This is a genomic window from Paenibacillus sp. B46(2026), assembly GCF_056786355.1.
The window spans coordinates 6,698,761-6,717,668 of the sequence record NZ_CM165907.1 but is presented as its reverse complement, the minus strand read 5'-3'; the positions used below and the strand labels follow the sequence as shown (position 1 = coordinate 6,717,668).

Genomic DNA, 18,908 nt, shown 5'->3' with positions numbered 1-18,908 from the left:
ATTTTAGTTACTTTACGGAAGGATCTTGCGATCACGTAGATTTCTGAAAATATCCATAAACATCGTCTCAGTGTCAATGAAATCATGAAATCCGAAGCGGCGAGCTTTGGAACCATCTGCGAAGAAGTCATAATCCCACGAGAAGACAAAGTCACCAAATGCCCAGGAAGAGATATCATCATAAGAGGTGTTTACCAAACCATACTTCTCAATCATGGAACTCCAAAGATTTTCTTTATCTGCCATCACTGTGGCAAGCGAGAGGGGCAACGGAGGAGCTGTTTCCAGTTCGAAAAATGCAGCGATCTTCGGCCATAGTTCATTCCAGCGAAACAGATCGCCGTTGGTGATATTAAACGCCTGATTGGCGCAGCGCGGTTCGGTTGCAGCCCAGACGGTTGCATGAGCCAGCAATGTCGCATCGGTCATTTCAAGTAGGGAATGGTAAGCTCCCGGTTTCCCAGGGAAGCGAAGTGGCAGGCCAAGTTCCTTAGAGATAGACGCATATACTCCAATCACCATGGCGAGGTTCATTGGATTACCCAGAGCAAAGCCACATACAACAGATGGGCGCAGAGCTGACCAGGTCCAGCCACTTCCGGGCTGCCGATCCTCGAGAAATTGCTGCTGATCGACATTGAATTCAGGGGGCATATGATGCGCATCCGTTTCTTTTGCAGGTGTCTTGAATGGCCCCAGATGTGCACCGTACACTTTATATCCTTGCATTAGGCTAATATGTTGGAGATTTGGAGCGATCGGTTCGATGGTATTCACCACATTGACGAGCATAGCCAGGTTAGGCTGCACCAATTCGGCCCAAGTCGGGCGATCCTGATAAGCGGCATAGAAAATATGAGTAATCGTCGTTAAATGGCGCAGTTTGTCCTGAGTATCCGCTTCGTTCAGTAAATCGGCTGATATATAACGTAACCTGGGAGTGTCTTCCCCTCCACGGCGGGATACACCAATGATATTCCATTGCGGAAGTGTCATCAGATAATCAATAAGGTTCCTTCCAATAACGCCTCCAGCACCGATGACAAGCGCGGTGTAACGGGTAACAGATGGTTCGGGTTTCAATGGTCATGCTCCTCTCTTCTTCTGTTCATATTGTGGGTCAGAAAAAGAAGGATGAGAAGTACGCACCTCAAAGTCACATACGTACTTTGAAGTAATATATGAGCCTGGTACAGGATGTGAGCGTTATAATCTGCACTTCAATGGATGATACTTGCATATAACCACAAGAAGCTGTAAAAGGAATAATCGTCCTTTCACAGCTTAGATGTGTCAGTATATTCATTCAATTGATCTGTTGTAACTATGGTTTACGCCGGGAATCCGCCACCTGGAGGCGGCCATGCGCCGTAGAAGCGACGCAGCAGAACAATCTCACCCAGATGATACGAGTTATGGGATGCGATATTGCGCAGAAGTCCTGCTTTAGTTTCACCCGGGAAATAGAGCAGTGGATCATCTAATTGTGCGGTTTCTGCAATGGCTACTGCTTGATCAACCCCATCCAAGAATGCCTGAATATCTGCCTTCCACGTGGTTTCGTCCTGTGGACCTTTCTCCTCAGGCCAGCTCTCACTCACGTTAGCAGGAAGCTGCGGCTTACGTCCTTCCAAGTGTTCGAGCATGAATTGCTGCCAGTAATTCATGTGCTTCACCAACTGATAGATGGTATATGGCATGGAATCGTGTGTACGACCAGCTAGTGTGACATCAATATCGGGTAAAGCGGATGCAATACGAATATGTCCACGTTCCCCAACCAGTGATTTTACCAAGGCTTGTCCAAATAAATGATTTGCGTCCGACATGTGGGGTCATCCTCTCTTATAAACCGGATTGAGTATTTATCTTATAAACATAGTATACAATTAAATTTTGTGAAATGAAAATGATTTACTGGATACCCGTGCAAGTGGTCTGGAACTCCCCTTAAACTATGTGAAAATAATCACGAAAAAATGGTTTCTTTTACGTTATAGTGAGTGGTTAGTGGAGGGGGGATATGGCTATGATCATATCGAATGAAGAATTGGTTCCGGGCATATATGTGATGAAGATTGAGGGCGATTACAAAGGTCATATGGGGCAGTTCTACATGCTCCGTAGCGGGAGGAATTACCCCCTGTTGCCCAGACCGATTAGCATCTATGATATCGGAGACGGTGCAATCACCTTTTTATATCGTGTTGTTGGAGAAGGCACACGTCAGTTATCCCTGCTACAGCCGGGTCAGGAGCTTCAACTGGAGGGGCCTTTCGGCAATGGTTTTCCGCAGATTGAGGGAAGTCTGGCGCTCATTGGCGGTGGAATGGGCACAGCTCCATTGCTTTTGGCAGCCAAGCATTATCCGAAATCGCATGTGTATCTGGGATTTGCCCAGCAAGCCTTCGGGGTTGAGGCATTCGAGGCCGTGGCTTCATCTGTGCAGGTCAAGGTAGGCGGAAATATTGTGGATCAGGTTGATCCGGCAGGTTACACGACTATATTTGCCTGTGGTCCGACTCCAATGCTGCAAGCTCTTGCGCTCAAAACGGCGTGCACGTCTGCTCGTTTATATATTTCCACAGAGCGGCATATGGCCTGCGGCATTGGCGCCTGTTTGGGCTGCACAATACGTACCCGCGAAGGCAATCGCAGAGTGTGCAAGGAAGGTCCTGTATTCCCGGTGGAGGAGGTGCAATTTGATGCTCTCCATGGCGTGTAACATTGCTGGTGTGTCTATGAAAAATCCGATCATCATGGCTTCAGGCACGTTCGGATTCGGACGTGAATATGCGGAATATTATGATCCTGCGATATTGGGCGGCGTCGCTGGCAAAGGGCTCACTCTGCATCCGAGGGCTGGAAATACAGGCTCAAGGATCGATGAGACAGCATCCGGGATGCTCAATAGTGTAGGGCTGGAGAATCCGGGGATTGCCGCCTTTTTGCAGGAGGAACTGGATGAGATGACCAAGTGGGATACGGCGGTTATTGCTAATGTCGGCGGCTCCAATCTGGATGAATACGTTCAGACTATCGCTTTAATTACGGAAAATGCACAGAAGCGGCGCACCATGCATTGCCGGGGCGTGGATATGATCGAATTGAATATCTCCTGTCCCAATGTAAAGCAGGGCGGGATGCAATTCGGCATTCAGACGGAGACAGCTCGAGAGGTCGTGAGGCAGGTGCGGAATGTGACGACACTTCCGCTGGTCGTCAAGCTGTCTCCCAATGCAGAGAATATTACGCAGATGGCATACATGTGTGAGGAGGAAGGCGCGGACGGCGTCTCGCTGGTTAATACCTTTTCGGCGATGAAAATTGATATTCGTCGCCGTCGCAGCGTTTTTGCGAATACGTATGCCGGTCTTTCCGGACCAGCCATCAAGCCGATCGCTCTGCGCATGGTGCATCAGGTGGCACAGGCGGTATCGATTCCGGTGATTGGCATGGGAGGTATTTGTTCAGTGGAGGATATTGTGGAATTTATTATGGTTGGAGCATCGGCCGTCCAGGTAGGGACGTATAATTTTGTTCATTTGCGTGCAGGAGCTGAGTTGGTGGAAGGACTTGAACAATGGATGCAGCGGGAAAAGGTATATTCATTGGATGAGATCCGGGGAGTAATATAAATACAGGGTACATTCAATACATGCAGGCCAGAAGCTGTTCTCGGTAGGTATACCGGGAACAGCTTCTTTAACGTTGTCTTGAAATGGAGTCCTTCTCGCTTGCATGGTGAGTTAATACACGTTAAGGTGAGAGGTGATCCTGCCAGATTGACACGAAAGGACTGTAACTTCCATGTTATAATCATAGAAATGTACTTAAGACATTGGGGTTAAGGAGGAAGCTCCTGTGAAAGTGATATTGGTTGACGACGAACGTCTAGCGTTGATAGGCCTTCAAAAATCACTAGAGAAGGAAGTAAGTGGTATCGAAATTATCGCTACATATATGAACCCGACAGAGGCTATGGCAGGTATTGTGGAGCATCGTCCGGATGTTGTATTTCTGGATATTCATATGCCGGAGATGGATGGTATGGATCTGGGAAGACAGATTCAGGCAGCAACACCGGGCACCGAAATTATATTTGTGACCAGTTACGACCAATATGCAGTGCATGCTTTCGAGTTACAGGCTTTGGACTATGTGATGAAGCCCATCCAGAAAGATCGATTGAAGCAAACGGTGAGCCGAGTCCGGGAGAAACTGAGTTCGAAACGCGAGCAGCGGTCAAAGGATACAAATGTACCTTTAATTTGCTGCTTTAATCAGATTCAGTTTAAGCTTCCGGGCAAGGATATCCAGGTCGCCAAATGGCGCACAAGCAAGGCGCAGGAGTTATTTGCATATTTACTTCACCACCGGAATCAGACGATTCATCGCAGTGTGTTGCTGGAGATGCTGTGGCCTGAATTGGAAGAGGACAAGACGGTGCATCAGCTCTATACCGCAATGTATCATGTCCGCCAAACCCTGAAAGCATGCAACATGGATATGATCACGATTCAAAGTGGGCACCTGGAAGCAGGCTACAGGCTTGAATTGGGTGAAGCTCAGTTGGATAGTGAGCAGTGGGAAAAGGAAATCAGGCAATGGAAAGTCGTGGACGCCAGTACAGTTGATGCCTATGAGAAAGCGCTCTATCTATACAAGGGCACGTATCTTGGCAATTATGATTACATATGGGCTGAACCTGAACGGGAAAGATTACGCTACCTGTGGTTGTATCATATGAGACAACTAAGTCTGTATTACCAGCAGCAGGGGCTGGGGGAGAAAGTGATTGAGAGCACGCGGCGTATCCAGCAGATGCTCCCGGATGAGGAAGAAAGTTATTTTGTTCTAATGAAATTGTATGATGAAATGCACAACGATCTCGGTGTGGAGGAGCAGTATCGTCTCTTAACCACCAGAATGGAGCGCGATTTGGAGATACCGATCAGCGAGAACATTAGCGAGTGGTATCAGGACTGGAAGCTCGGTTTAACCAAAGTCATGAAAACATAATTTGATGAAATCACTTCAGACGAAACCTGTGAACCGTTACAGATATATGATCATCATGCTAATCATTTTTGGCGTATTGATTGGTATGCGCTCAGCATGGTCCGAGCTATTCTACACGGTAGATGAGCATCGCGCCGTTAATGGAGTGCTTGATTTAAGGGGTGTGGATCTGGATCAATCACCGGTCATGTACTTGAATGGAGAATGGGAACTTTACTCAGATGAGCTGCTAACCCAACAAGATATGGCGAAGAGGAATGGTGGTGCGAAGCGTGTTCAGGTCCCTGGAGACTGGGGTAGTGCACGGAGTCAGGAACTGGAGAGTTCGTTCGGGTACGGAACGTATCGATTGCGCATTTTGACAGATCCGCTTCAAACACCGGTTACCTTCTGGTTCAAGGGAATTCGAAGTTCATCCGAGATTGAGATGAATGGAGTTGCCGACGGCGGTGTGGGTGAGGTATCCGCGGATAGCAGTACGTATATACCCAGAAGTACTTCATATACAGCGACTTATAATCGGGAAGGAACAACATCTATTGAATTATTGATCCGCGTAGCCAATTACGACAGCCCGTATATGGGCGGAATTAGTAAGCCTGTTCGCTTCGGCTCACAGGCAGCCGTTGATTTTTCGCGGTGGTACTCCATTGGGTTTCAGATGGTCACCTTTCTGATTTTGCTCCTTCACGGCGTGTATGCCTGTATTCTCTACGCATTTAATCCACAGGAACGCGCTTTGCTGGTTGGAGCCGTATTAACTCTATCTGTTGGTATCGCGGTTATGATGGGTCATGATAATATTTTGATGTTATGGCTTCCTTTTAATTATACTTGGGGTATTAAAATTCGATTGATCTCAGTATTGCTGCAAAATGTCTGTATCCTTCTGTTATTCCAGAGATTAGCGATGGATTATGTACGAAAAACATGGCTTCAATTGCATGTTGTCATTACTCTGGTCTATACCGCCATAATCATGGTGGTGTCCATTCAGACGACATATGCCATGATCCATTACAACATCATTAATATATTCTTTTTGTTATCCATGATTTGGTTTCTATACATCGTCGGAACGATGATCTTCAGGAAACAGGGGGATCGGGACATTGTGTTTCTGCTGCTTACCGCAGGAGGCATTACATCCAACCTGTTATGGAGTGTGGCCGAGACGGCCAGAGATGTGACAACAGTATACTATCCAATCGATATCATTTTTGCAATTACCGGCTTCTCAGCCTATTGGTTCAAGAAGTACTTCAGGAATGTCCGAGAGAATATGAAACTGAATACAGAATTGCAGAAGAGTGACTTAATTAAAGATCAATTCCTGGCAAATACATCCCATGAACTGCGAACCCCGCTGCACGGGATCATTAACATCGCTCACAATGTGGTCACCCGAGAGAAGAGCAGGCTGGATGAACGGAGCCGGGAGGATATGGAACTGCTCATCACGATCGGTCGACGAATGTCCCATCTGCTTGGGGATCTGCTGGATGTAGTCCGGCTGAAGGAACATCGCATTGTGCTGCGTCAGGTTCCTTTTTCAATACAATCGGTGGTGCCTGGCATTATCGCCATGCTGCAATTCATGGCAGAACGAAAACCGGTCCGCCTTCATATGGAGATTCCGGAATCGTTCCCTCTGGTCATGGCTGATGAAGAAAGACTCGTTCAGATTTTGTATAATCTGCTGCATAACGCGCTCAAACATACAGAGGAAGGAACGATCTCCGTAAGCGCCGAAATTCGTGAAGGATATGCTCTGATTCATGTAACGGATACGGGGATTGGAATGGATGAAGACACACGCATGCGCATATTCCTTCCGTATGAACAAGGATCGTATGGAATAAGTGATGGACAAGGCATCGGGCTTGGACTGAACATCTGCAAACAGCTCGTAGAACTGCACGGCGGAGCACTAACGGTTCACTCGGAACTCGGAAAGGGCTCGGTATTCAGCTTTGATCTGCCACTCGCGCATGAAACCACCCATCAGGCTCAGTCACAGCTCCCCCTGATCTGGGAACAGGCCATGGAGATGATGGAAGATGCACCTGGAGGCTTCCTGCTACCCCGCCCCGGTATGAGCGACGTGGAAACTTCGGCGGCAGCGGAGATGGCTCCGTTGTTAAAAGAGGGGAGAGCCACCATTCTGGCTGTGGATGATGATCCGGTGAATCTGGATGTGTTGGTCAGTATCCTTTCGACGGAGCCATACGATATAACTACAGCGCGTTCGGGGCAGGAAGCGATGGAATTGCTGGGCACACGTCAGTGGGATCTGCTCATTACAGATGTGATGATGCCTAATATGTCCGGCTATGAATTAACCCAGAAGGTGCGGGAGCAATTCTCCATGTCAGAACTTCCTGTACTGCTGTTGACTGCACGAAGTCAGCCGCCTGATATCTGCACGGGTTTTGCATCGGGTGCGAATGATTATGTGACGAAGCCTGTAGATGCGTTGGAGCTGAAGTATCGGATACGTGCATTGACCATGTTAAATCAGTCCATCCAAGAGCGTCTGCGCATGGAGGCAGCCTATTTGCAGGCTCAGATTCAGCCCCACTTCCTGTTCAATACGCTGAATTCACTTATGGTTCTAAGTGATATTGACACGGAGCATATGCGTAAGCTTGGTGAAGCTTTTTCATCCTATCTACGGATCAGCTTCAACTATCTCAATACAGGGGAACTGGTGAAATTATCACACGAGCTGGAACTCGTAGAAGCCTACCTTTTTATTGAGAAAACACGATTTGAAGACCGGTTGTCGGTTGTATTACACGTGGAGCCGGATCTTCCGTTGCTTCTCCCGCCGCTATCGATTCAGCCCTTGATTGAAAATGCCGTGAGACACGGGCTATTAAGCCGAAGTGTAGGCGGTACAGTATGTCTGTCCATCACAAAGCATGAAGGCTATACTCGTATTGAGGTCAAGGATAATGGCAAGGGGATGGAACCGGTGAAGGTCGCAGAGCTGCAACAGGCTACGCTGGGTGGAAAAGGCGGAATAGGTATTGTGAATACGAACCGCAGATTGCTGCAACGGTATGGTCAAGGATTATCGATCGTAAGTGAACCGGGTGAGGGAACGATGGTGTCATTTGATATTCCAGATGAAATATAAGGAAAAGGCCGCAGAAGTGAAGACTTCCGGCCTTTTTGTTTTGCTTCGCGCCCATTCCCTAATTTTAATTATTTCTAATGCTTCTTTCATATGTTAGTATATTTAACATTAGAAGCGCAGGTTCCGGCATTGGGCGCTAAACGTTGCTATAGTGGGTGAAGAGATCGATGCGCAATTGGGTCAAAAATGAAAATGTGCAGATGACGGCCATTGCCTTTGCCACAGCGGTAGGGGCGCAATTCAAGATTAATCCGTTCCGGGAAGATTACTTCCGAATCGGGCTGGGGGTTAGCATTCTTTTATTTCTGCTGATGATCATGCCACACCTGTCTTATGTGAAGACAGGAATCCTGACAGGTATCGCAAATTTGCTGTTTCAGTCGGCAGATCTCATCAATCATGTACAGACTGTGTCTATTCTGGAAAGCATGCGGGACAACCTGGGGGCAGGCGTGTATTACGTGGTCTTTGCCTATGGGCTTAGCAAGTTGAAGCATCGATTCCATGATATGCAGCCTCTTCTGCTCGGCGGGCTGATTACCTGTATCGATTTCTCCTCTAATCTTGTTGAACTGCTTCTGCGGGGAATGTTAAGCGGGACCAATATCTTTTATATGAAGGAATGGTTGTATCTGCTTGTGGTAGGCGGTCTGCGAAGTTACTTTGTGATTGGGCTCTACAACAGCTTTGCCGTGAGGCAGATGCGGCTCTTGCATGCCGAGCAGGAGAAGCGGATGGAGCAGATGCTGAGTGTGAACTCGGGTCTGTATGGCGAGGTCTTTTACCTGAAGAAAGCAATGAATACGATTGAAGGCATTACGGCAGACAGCTATGATCTATATCGCGATCTCCGGGAGCAGGACATGAACCAATACAGTCAGCGCACGCTGGGCATCGCTCAGCAGATTCATGAAGTGAAGAAGGATTCACAACGCATTCTGGCGGGTCTGCTGAAACTTTATGATAACGAAAAAGCAGTCAATATGAGCCTGTCTGAAGTACTGAACTTTGCCAGCAAAGCAAACCGGAAATATAGCGAGATGCTGCATAAGCGGGTGGAGATCGACATCGAGCAACAGTATGATTGTGAGTCTCCGTATTACATTCCTCTTCTAACGGTAATGAACAACCTGATTGCCAATGCGGTAGAGGCCATTGAGCGTGATGGGACGGTCCGAATTCGTGTGTATGAGCAAGAAGATGACGTGCATTTCGTCGTTATAGATACTGGAAAAGGCGTGCCTGAAGCCAAACAGGATGTCATTTTTGAACCGGGCTATACAACGAAGTTCAATGAAGTCGGCATTGCCGCAACGGGCATTGGTCTGTCCCATGTACGTGATATCGTCCAGTCGTTGGAGGGGCAAATTAAGGTAGAATCGGCGCCTCCGGAAGGGACAGGGACAACATTTGCTATAGCTATTCCCAAAATGAGTCTAATCAAGGGGGCCGATGTTGATGACACTTTCTATCGTGATCGTGGATGATGATGTAGTGAGCCGAAGTATGCTGCATGATATCATTGAATCCTGTGGAATCGGCGAGCTTGCAGGTATGGCAGAGGGAGGCATAGAAGGGGCGCGGATGATCATGGATCTGCGTCCCGATGTAGTGCTGATTGATCTGCTGATGCCGGATCAGGACGGAATTGAGACGGTAGCAAAGCTGAAGCACGGTGGTTATACAGGGAAATTCATCATGATCTCTCAGGTGGAGAACAAGGAGATGGTAGGGGCGGCCTACCAGAACGGAATTGAATTCTTTATTCATAAACCAATTAATCGAGTGGAAGTGGAGCATGTGCTCAGCAAAGTGAATGAACAGTGGAAGTACGAACGTTACGTGCTGGAGATCAAGCAGTCGATGGCTCGATTGAATCTGGTGGAAGCGCCTGCCCCTGTCCAAGGTCGTACGGTGCGAGATGCGGCACGAAGCATTCTGATGGATCTGGGGATCATCGGGGAAAGTGGTAGCAAGGATATTGTGGCTCTTATGGAGTATGCGATTGACCAGAAGCGTGCCGGGGAGTGGCCGCCCTTGAAGGAGTCGTATGAAGCGGTGGCCCAGACGTACAAGTCTACGCCCAAAGACGTGGAGAAAGAGAGCAAGGCGATGGAACAACGCATTCGCAGAACGGTAATTGCCGCGCTGACGAACATGGCCTCGATTGGACTCACCGATTATAGCAACCACAAGTTTGAACATTATGCGCCCCTCTACTTTGACTTCCAGGATGTTCGAATGAAGATGAGAGCGATGGAAGAAGATCAGGCAGGCGACAAAGGCAAGGTTAATATCAAAAAGTTCCTGCATGTGTTCTATATGGAGACGCTTGAAAAAATGAATAACTGAATAATTGAGATATCATATTTTTTATCTAAGAGCTGGATTCCCGAAGGCGACACCTTCATGGATTCTCGGCTTTTTTTGTTTTCTGTTTTCTTTTATGTTATATAAACTAACATTTATTATCTAAAACAGCGATTTTATTAGCACTTTGTGCACTTTAATCTATCTAAAATTATATAATGTTAATTTAATTTTCATGAGTTGTAATTATTTTATGTAGGATTATATAAGTTGGCGTAGGGCGCGAACTACAATACGTACATAAATACAAATGATCGATTCGGTCGATCCCAATCTAATTCGGAAAAGGGGTTTTTCTATGAAAAAGGTAGCATCCATTGTAATGGCGTCCGTTCTTGCTCTAACACTTAGTGCCTGCGGTGCAGCAAAGTCCGGTGAAGAGAGTAATGCCCAGTCGGCAAGTGGTTCAGCTGTTGAGAAATATACATTTGGTACCGATGCAACGTATCCCCCTTTTGAGTTCCAGAAGGACGGCAAATATGTAGGGATCGATATTGACCTCATGAACGCGATTGCGGAAGAAGAGGGCTTTGAGGTAGAGATCAAACCGATGGACTTCAAAGGCATTATTCCAGCCATTACGGCGAATCAGCTGGATGGGGCGATTGCAGGCATTAGCATTACGGACGAACGTAAAAAAGTCGTGGACTTCTCGGACCCGTATTACCAGGCCGGTCTGTCCTTAATTGTACATGAAGATAACGCGGACATCCAAAGTCCTGAAGATTTAAAAGGAAAAATTATTGCGATCAAAAAAGGAACCTCTGGTGCGAATCTTGCAGATGAATATGCGAAAACCTACGGGGCAACCGTGAAATATTTTGATGACAGCCCATCGATGTATCAGGAAGTAGCGAACAAAAACGCAGATGCTACGTTGGAGGATTTCCCGGTCATCTCCTATAAAATTGCCATCGACCCGAACGCCAAACTCAAAATCGTTGGAGACCGGTTGAACGGTGACTTCTACGGCATTGCTGTTGCCAAAGGTGATGCGGAGTTGCAGAAGAAGATCAATGATGGACTGAAGAAATTGCAGGAAAACGGAAAGTACGACGAGATTGTTGGCAAGTATCTGGGAACAGCGGCTAAATAGAAGGGAATGTGGTACGGATGGACTCCTCCTTGCAAGTCATAATAGACGCACTGCCTCTTCTGTTAGAGGGTACAGTGGTTACGTTGAAACTAGTCGTGATCTCACTCATCATTGCGATGGTGATCGGATTGAACTCAGGATTAATGAGCACTTCTTTGAATCGATTGTTGCGGCTGGTAGCCACACTTTACGTGGATATCATCCGTGGCACACCCCTTCTGGTGCAGGTATATTTCATCTACTTCGGGCTACCCGTGTTCCTGGATATGCGCATTCCGGCGATGACTGCAGGGATTATTGCAATTAGTCTGAATGCGGGGGCTTACATCTCGGAGATTTTCCGAGCGGGGATTAATTCCATTAGCAACGGGCAGCATGAGGCAGCGCGATCCCTGGGCTTAACTCGTTTCCAGACGATGAGGCTGGTCGTGTTGCCCCAAGCAACCCGGCGTATGATTCCTACCTTTGTGAACCAGTTTATTATTACCATTAAGGATACATCGCTGCTGTCAGCGATCGGTATTGCCGAATTGACGCAAAGCGGTGAGATTATTATTTCCTCCAACTTCCGGGCATTTGAGATCTGGGGTGTGGTGGGTATATTCTACCTGATCATCATTGTGCTATTGTCCCGGGCTTCCCGGTTCATTGAGAGGAGGTATGCGATCCGATGATCACCGTACAGAACCTGAAAAAGCAGTTTGGTACCAATGAGGTATTGAAGGATATCTCCACAACGATTCAGGAGAAAGAGGTTGTATGCGTCATCGGGCCTTCCGGGTCTGGTAAAAGTACGTTCTTGCGCTGTCTCAATCTGCTGGAGGGTGTGACGTCCGGGAAGGTGACGATCGGTGGTGTTGAGGTCACTTCACCCAAGACGGATATCGATCAGCTGCGAACCAATGTGGGCATGGTGTTCCAGCAGTTCAACCTCTTCCCGCATCTGACCGTACTGGAGAATATCATGCTCGCGCCGAAGCATATCAAGAAACTGAGCAAGGCCGAGAATGAGAAAAAATCAATGGAACTGCTCGGCAAGGTCGGGCTATCTCAGAAGAGAGATGCTTATCCCGAGCAGTTGTCGGGTGGACAACAACAGCGTGTAGCCATCGCGCGTGCACTCGCCATGAACCCAAGTGTGATGCTGTTCGACGAACCTACGTCTGCACTTGACCCAGAGATGGTTGGAGAAGTGCTGCAAGTCATGAAAGACCTCGCTCACGAGGGAATTACCATGATTGTCGTTACGCATGAGATGGGCTTTGCCCGGGAGGTGGCGGACCGGGTGATCTTTATGGACGGTGGATACATTGTAGAAGAAGGCACACCTGAAGAGCTCTTTCAGAATACCCGGCATGAGCGGACCAAGGCGTTCTTGGGGAAGGTTTTATAACGTTGCAAAGACGAAATCCCTTACGGCAGACCGTGCATATAGGACATCGGTTATGATGGACTTATGTGTGGCTAGCCGTGGGGGATTTTTTTATAATTCTCAATGATTTTTGCGGTAGGTCCACAAAATATAGCCAACTTATATTCCGAATTGTTCCTGCGATTAAATGTGTCAAAAAGTCGTTGCTTTTCTTTGAGGAACTGCGAGATATTATAGAGAAATGATATACGGAAGGAGACAGTGAAATGAACATAACCATTGATGAACAAGGAAACTCCAAGGTCGCTATTATTGAAAGCGATGAAATCATCATCAACAATGTTCAAGATGCACTGGATTTGATGGCTTCGGTAAGGTATACCGATGATGCTGACAAGCTCATTATCGACAAAACGAACATCATGGAAGAGTTCTTCGAACTGAAAACCAAGCTTGCAGGCGAGATTTTGCAGAAATACGTGAACTATCATGTTAAGCTTGCTATTGTGGGAGATTTCGAAGGACATAACAGCAAGAGCCTGAGAGATTTCATCTATGAGTGCAACAACGGCAAGCATTTTTTCTTTTTGAAAACAAAAGAGGAAGCGCTTCAGAAGTTGCATAACATCCGTTAACGGCAGGTTACAAGCTGCCAAAGATCTTGCTGAATAGCATGTATATCTGGATGGGACTGGAGCAGTCTAAGCAGCATGTTGAGAACCTGTATTATTACTGAGCTAAACGTAGGAGGATGGCATCGTGAAGGAAAATGAGGAATTACAGGTGTCCGCGCTATCTGACATAGATAATCTTAAAGTACACGGCAGAACAACGGGGAGTTTGTCACCTTTGACGTTGTTTTGGACGGGGAGTGCAGTCGAACTCAATGTACAGGGCTCCGAACTATGGGTTGAGATGGAGTCACAGTATGATATTTATGAGTCATGGATCAGTGTTCTGATCAACGGTGTTCCGGTGAGCAGACAGATGTTAACGGCAGGAAGGTACTGGATCTGTGTACTCCGGGGCATGAACACGGATGTGGTGAAGAATGTACGGATCGTTAAAGATGTTCAAGCGATGAGTGGCGACCCGGGTTGTTCCTTGCAGATTCATGCGGTGAAATCGGATGGCGTGTTCCTGCCTGCACAGGAAAAACCGTACAAGATCGAGTTCATCGGTGACAGTATTACATCTGGCGAAGGTGCGATTGGAGCGAAAGCGGAGCAAGATTGGATTCCGATGTGGTTCAGCGCCATACATAATTATACGTTCATGACAGCAGAGGCATTGAATGCAGAATACCGGGTCATCTCGCAAAGTGGCTGGGGTGTGCTGACAAGCTGGGATAACAATCCGAAGGGGAACATCCCCGATTATTATGAACAGGTCTGTGGCCTGCTTACTGGTGAACGTAACGAAGCGCTAGGCGCAGGAGATCGGCATGATTTTAGTTCGTGGCAGCCGGATGTGGTGGTCGTGAACCTGGGCAGCAATGATAGGGGTGCATTTCAGTCACCTGAGTGGAAAGACCCCGACACCGGCAAGGTGTACAAGCAGCGGCTGAACGAAGATGGTACGTATCATGAAGAGGATCTGATCGCTTTTGAGAAAGCAGTGGAACAGTTCCTGTTCAAACTTCGGAAAAACAATCCAGAAGCTCATATTGTATGGGCTTATGGCATGCTTGGTTTCCCCATGATGCCTGCCATCTACCGTGCGGTTGATGCGTACACGAAGGGGACAGGGGATCGCAAGGTTACGATTATCCAGCTTCCCGATACAACCGAAGAGACGGTAGGGGCGCGCACCCATCCAGGCGAGTTATCTCACCGTAGGACGGCAGAGGTGTTAGCGGAATATATACGAGGAATGATTGGATAGCTTGATACATGGTAATGGAAAGACCACTCTTTCATGAATTGTACCCAATATATATGTTGAACTAATCATTTACACGATAACGGAGAGGACAGAAAAAACCTGAAAAAGAAAAGCGTTCGCCTTTATCCCCGGATTTTCCCCTTTAGAAAAAGAGAATCGAAAAAAATCTGGGGATAACAGCGATTGGAAGGTTATTCTGTCATCGTAGTGGCAGTGTAACTAATCTTTAGTTCAACTTATCTAGGCATTCGAAGGTGTGTCCGCTGTGCCGCTGTTCTGTACTTCATAACGAATCGAAATGATCTGTCCGAGTGTATGGGTTCCGATCATTTTGAATTGACTTGGTACAGTGCCTGCCGGGAATAAGGGAATGCCTTCGCCAAGGATTTTTGGAATGATGGCGACTTCGATCTCATCCAGTAATTTTTTTGCTAACACAGCTTGAACCAATATGCCGCCACCCACAATCCACACGTCTCCATCAGAATTCTGCTTTAATTGGGGAATGAGCGTATCTACCGTCTCGGTTGTAAACTGTACATGCGGAGCGGGCGGCTGTTCCGAGCGGGAAAGCACATACGTCGGGCGATCCGCATAGGGGAATTCTTCAGACAGTGTGAGCACCTCTTCATACGTATAACGTCCCATAACAACGCTACCAATCGTCTGATAGAAGGCGGCATACCCGTTATCCCCTCCGTCACCCTCCACATCAAATAACCAATCCACCGAACCGTCCAGTCTTGCGATATATCCATCCAAACTCATGGCAATGTACAAGATTGTTTTGTTGTCAGACATGTTCATCGCTCCCTTCTAAAATGTATGATACACTTTAACTATGACAAAAGTTGACGTAGTTAGGATGTTGAATTCATGAATCATCGGAAGCTGGCTATCATGCGCCTGATGGATTCCAGACAGAAGTTCACTGCCCGGGAACTGGCAGAACGGTTCGACGTATCGGTTCGTACGATTCAGCGAGATCTGGATGCATTGCAGGCGCTGGGTTTTCCTTTGTACACAGAAGTTGGCGTGAATGGTGGTTACCGGGTGTTGCCCAATCGGATTTTGCCACCTCTTCAACTGACACAGCAGGAGGCATTAGGGTTGTTTATGATGCTAGAATATCTACAGCAAGTCCCGGATTTTCCATATGGATCGATGCGTGAACATTTGGCTGAGCAATACTTCTCTACTTTGCCTGAGGATGTACAGGATCTGATTATGCGAATGAGAGAGCATATCACCTTTGTCCAGCATCCCGGTGAGCATGCTGAGCCTTTAACAACCGAGATATTGGGAGCAGCGGTAGAAAAGAGAGAAATCGGATTTATGTATCTTGCCCGCAGTGGTCGTAAAAAAGTCCAGGTCTTCCCATATGGCATCTACTATGAGCAGGGACATTGGTACATGCCAGCTCGGAATAGAGATCGTGTTCTGTTGTATCGGGTGGATCGCATGCAGCAGTTGGCTGTTATGGAATCGGTGGATGAATCTGTTCCGAGTCTGAAAGTGTGGCTAGATACGAAAGAAGATAGAGCAAGCGTAGAAGTGGTGCTGCAATTCACGGAATTTGGAGCAAGGATTGCCGCGTCAGATGTGCTGTTCAAGTCGGTTCAAGGTCATGAATGGCGTGGATTGGTTCCGCCTGAGGAGTTTTCTTTTACAGCGCGAAAGTTAATCTCCTATGGTCCAGAAGTGAAGGTGATCACGCCAACTGAGTTAAAGCAGCAGGTTAGAGAGTTGCTGGAACGGAGTGTTAGCCAATATATCGATGAGTAGAAGGATATAAGGTTCTGACATGGAAGATATAGGAGTACCATCTAAAGTAACTTGATTTTGATTGACTGAATGGGGGGCTACCATGATTCGATTCATAATAAATTTAACGACCCGCTCTATGCAGAGTCCATGTGATGAACAACGGCGGTTGTTTGCATAGAGCCTGAAATCCATTTCCGCCATACCATTGTAGTGTGTATCCAATGCGTTCATCGTACGACTCTGCTGCCTTAAAGATTTTAACTTTTAAGGAGTGGAGCAACGTGAAATATATTAATGCAGATACAATCTTCCCGGAAGAATTGCTCAAAGAAATACAGCGTCATATCCCCGGAGGCTTGATCTATATTCCGAGGCCCAAGGATGCCCATAAGAAGTGGGGCGAGAACTCGGGTGGCAAAAGGATTGTCCGGGAGCGGAACGACGAGATTCGCCAGCTTTTTGCTGCGGGAACAACCATAGATCAGCTTGGGGAGCAATACTGTTTATCTATGGATAGCATTAAGAAAATTGTGTATTGCAAAAAGTAAGAATGACGGGCCACATTAGAGAAGAGTCTAATGTGGCTTTTTTGGTGCAAAGGATGGTTAATAAATGTACGTTAAACACTTATGACAAGTGGGAACAAGTAAAATGATATCAAACAGGAAATCATCAATAAGTCACTATAGTGGAGGTGACGATTATATTGAGTCATTCAGACGAGTTGGTCAATAAAACCAACAGTTAAAGGGAGCGCACAAGGCGCTCCCTCTTTAGATCAGATCTATATTTGACTGTGCTTACGAATTTTTTCCTTTGCGAACCTTGAGCTGCATCTTTTTGATCGTTGTGTTCTGCATGAGCTCCAGCACGAGTGGGCCTTTGCCGTTCAGGATCTCCACATCCGTTACATTATCCAGAATCGTAATGATCCCGATATCGTCTGCAGTCACCCCTTCAAGCTTGGCGATGGTACCGACAAAGTCTACAGCACGAAGTTTCTTCTTCTTGCCTCCGTTGAAGTTTAGCTTCATGATCTGCTGGTTTAACTGTTCACGCTTGTCCTTTTTACGTTCAGGCACGATCTTCAATCGCTTCTCGAAATCTTCTCTGCGGCGATCCACAGCTTCCTCGGAAGGGGCTTTCACGACAGGGATTTCGAATCCGATATAGGATTCAATCTCATCCAGACGTCTGCCATCTTTCGGTGTGATCAACGTAATGGCTTTACCTGTTTTGCCTGCGCGCCCCGTACGGCCTGTACGGTGAACATATCCCTCTTTTTCCAAAGGAATATCGTAGTTGATGACATGTGTAATATTCGTGATATCAATACCACGTGCGGCTACATCCGTCGCGATCAGATAACGGAATTGTCCCCGTCTGAATGCGTTCATCACTTCAATCCGCTCATCTTGCTCCATACCACCATGGATACGATCTGCTGGGTAGTCAAGGTCAGCCATGACCCGGAATAGCTTATCTACATTCTCTTGGGTACGGCAGAACACGATACAACTGTCTGGATTCTCTACAATGAACAAGTCCTGAAGCAACGCGGTTTTGTTCACCTCTGGCACGTGAATTACAGCATGTTCAATGGTGGCTGTTGTCAATCCGCTTGCCTTGATCTCAATCTCCACCGGTTTGTTCATGTATTTACGTGACAGCTTGGCGACATCTTCAGGGAACGTTGCGGAGAACAACATCGTTACTCGCTCCTGCGGCAGTTTCTGAATGATGGACTGTACTGTCTCAATAAAGCCCATATTCAGCATCTCATCGGCCTCGTCAATAACGAGATAAGCGATCCGTTCGAGTGGCAGCGTGCCGCGTTCGATATGATCCAGTACCCGACCCGGCGTACCAACAGCCACATGAGTTCTTTGTTTTAACTCCGCTTTTTGGATATGAAAAGGGGACTGTCCGTATAGTGCGGTTGCTTTAATACGCTTAAAGCGGCCGATATTCGTAATATCTTCGTTAACCTGCAAAGCCAGTTCCCGGGTCGGTGTAAGAATCAAAGCCTGTGGCTTATTCTCATTCCAATCCACCAGCTCGCAGAGCGGAATGCCGTAGGCAGCTGTTTTACCACTACCTGTCTGTGATTTGACCACAAGATCCTGGTTCTCCAATGCTACCGGAATAACTTTGGTCTGAACCTCGGTTGGTGTCTCATAGCCCAGGCTGTCCAGCGCTCTTACGATCTCTTCACCAAGTCCATAATCTTTAAATTGTTGCTTGCTCATCGTTTA

Annotated in this window: 17 protein-coding genes; 13 read left to right on the top strand and 4 right to left on the bottom strand. The window is 47.1% G+C overall.

What is annotated here, in order from left to right; genetic code table 11:
- Positions 1-12: 12 nt before the first annotated feature.
- Together AC1S8V_RS29785 and AC1S8V_RS29780 are read right to left on the bottom strand one after the other, a co-directional pair.
- A complete protein-coding gene (locus tag AC1S8V_RS29785) occupies positions 13-1,083 on the bottom strand; it encodes an SDR family oxidoreductase (RefSeq protein WP_482071875.1) in 1,071 nt (356 codons plus the stop codon).
- 248 nt (positions 1,084-1,331) lie between these two features.
- Positions 1,332-1,829, bottom strand: coding sequence for a DinB family protein (locus AC1S8V_RS29780; protein WP_482071874.1), 498 nt, complete (start codon positions 1,827-1,829; stop codon positions 1,332-1,334).
- Positions 1,830-2,023: 194 nt separating this feature from the next.
- On the opposite strand from AC1S8V_RS29780, the gene AC1S8V_RS29775 reads away from it, so the two are divergent.
- The 11 genes from AC1S8V_RS29775 (at position 2,024) to AC1S8V_RS29725 (ending at position 14,886) form a co-directional block, all read left to right on the top strand.
- Positions 2,024-2,725 (top strand): dihydroorotate dehydrogenase electron transfer subunit, encoded by a 702-nt coding sequence (locus AC1S8V_RS29775; RefSeq protein ID WP_482071873.1) that lies wholly within the window; start codon positions 2,024-2,026, stop codon positions 2,723-2,725.
- Positions 2,706-3,638: a dihydroorotate dehydrogenase gene (locus tag AC1S8V_RS29770; RefSeq protein ID WP_482071872.1), complete on the top strand. Its 933-nt coding sequence runs from the start codon at positions 2,706-2,708 to the stop codon at positions 3,636-3,638. Before AC1S8V_RS29775 ends, AC1S8V_RS29770 begins: the two co-directional genes overlap by 20 nt.
- Before the next feature lie 226 nt (positions 3,639-3,864).
- Positions 3,865-5,022: a response regulator gene (locus AC1S8V_RS29765; RefSeq protein ID WP_482071871.1), complete on the top strand. Its 1,158-nt coding sequence runs from the start codon at positions 3,865-3,867 to the stop codon at positions 5,020-5,022.
- 4 nt (positions 5,023-5,026) lie between these two features.
- Positions 5,027-8,164, top strand: coding sequence for a hybrid sensor histidine kinase/response regulator (locus AC1S8V_RS29760; RefSeq protein ID WP_482074619.1), 3,138 nt, complete (start codon positions 5,027-5,029; stop codon positions 8,162-8,164).
- A gap of 167 nt (positions 8,165-8,331) precedes the next feature.
- The gene (locus tag AC1S8V_RS29755; RefSeq protein ID WP_482071870.1) at positions 8,332-9,651 is read left to right on the top strand and encodes an ATP-binding protein; all 1,320 of its coding nucleotides are present in this window, start codon (positions 8,332-8,334) and stop codon (positions 9,649-9,651) included.
- Positions 9,623-10,516: a response regulator gene (locus tag AC1S8V_RS29750; RefSeq protein WP_482071869.1), complete on the top strand. Its 894-nt coding sequence runs from the start codon at positions 9,623-9,625 to the stop codon at positions 10,514-10,516. Before AC1S8V_RS29755 ends, AC1S8V_RS29750 begins: the two co-directional genes overlap by 29 nt.
- Positions 10,517-10,832: 316 nt before the next feature.
- Positions 10,833-11,630 carry a transporter substrate-binding domain-containing protein gene (locus tag AC1S8V_RS29745; protein ID WP_482071868.1) on the top strand — a complete coding sequence of 266 codons (798 nt, stop codon included), beginning with the start codon at positions 10,833-10,835 and terminating at the stop codon, positions 11,628-11,630.
- A 17-nt stretch (positions 11,631-11,647) separates the two neighbouring features.
- Positions 11,648-12,304 carry an amino acid ABC transporter permease gene (locus AC1S8V_RS29740; RefSeq protein WP_482071867.1) on the top strand — a complete coding sequence of 219 codons (657 nt, stop codon included), beginning with the start codon at positions 11,648-11,650 and terminating at the stop codon, positions 12,302-12,304.
- Positions 12,301-13,023, top strand: coding sequence for an amino acid ABC transporter ATP-binding protein (locus AC1S8V_RS29735; RefSeq protein ID WP_482071866.1), 723 nt, complete (start codon positions 12,301-12,303; stop codon positions 13,021-13,023). Before AC1S8V_RS29740 ends, AC1S8V_RS29735 begins: the two co-directional genes overlap by 4 nt.
- A 245-nt stretch (positions 13,024-13,268) precedes the next feature.
- Positions 13,269-13,637, top strand: coding sequence for a DUF4180 domain-containing protein (locus tag AC1S8V_RS29730; protein ID WP_482071865.1), 369 nt, complete (start codon positions 13,269-13,271; stop codon positions 13,635-13,637).
- 124 nt (positions 13,638-13,761) lie between these two features.
- A complete protein-coding gene (locus AC1S8V_RS29725; protein ID WP_482071864.1) occupies positions 13,762-14,886 on the top strand; it encodes an SGNH/GDSL hydrolase family protein in 1,125 nt (374 codons plus the stop codon).
- A gap of 240 nt (positions 14,887-15,126) precedes the next feature.
- Here AC1S8V_RS29725 and AC1S8V_RS29720 read toward each other — a convergent pair whose 3' ends face one another.
- The gene (locus tag AC1S8V_RS29720) at positions 15,127-15,693 is read right to left on the bottom strand and encodes a dihydrofolate reductase family protein (RefSeq protein ID WP_482071863.1); all 567 of its coding nucleotides are present in this window, start codon (positions 15,691-15,693) and stop codon (positions 15,127-15,129) included.
- A gap of 69 nt (positions 15,694-15,762) precedes the next feature.
- On the opposite strand from AC1S8V_RS29720, the gene AC1S8V_RS29715 reads away from it, so the two are divergent.
- The gene (locus AC1S8V_RS29715; protein ID WP_482071862.1) at positions 15,763-16,671 is read left to right on the top strand and encodes a helix-turn-helix transcriptional regulator; all 909 of its coding nucleotides are present in this window, start codon (positions 15,763-15,765) and stop codon (positions 16,669-16,671) included.
- Between the two features lie 263 nt (positions 16,672-16,934).
- Positions 16,935-17,201, top strand: a complete 267-nt coding sequence (locus AC1S8V_RS29710; protein ID WP_482071861.1) for a CD3324 family protein — start codon at positions 16,935-16,937, stop codon at positions 17,199-17,201.
- A 252-nt stretch (positions 17,202-17,453) separates the two neighbouring features.
- Here AC1S8V_RS29710 and AC1S8V_RS29705 read toward each other — a convergent pair whose 3' ends face one another.
- The gene (locus AC1S8V_RS29705; protein WP_482071860.1) at positions 17,454-18,902 is read right to left on the bottom strand and encodes a DEAD/DEAH box helicase; all 1,449 of its coding nucleotides are present in this window, start codon (positions 18,900-18,902) and stop codon (positions 17,454-17,456) included.
- Positions 18,903-18,908: the final 6 nt, after the last annotated feature.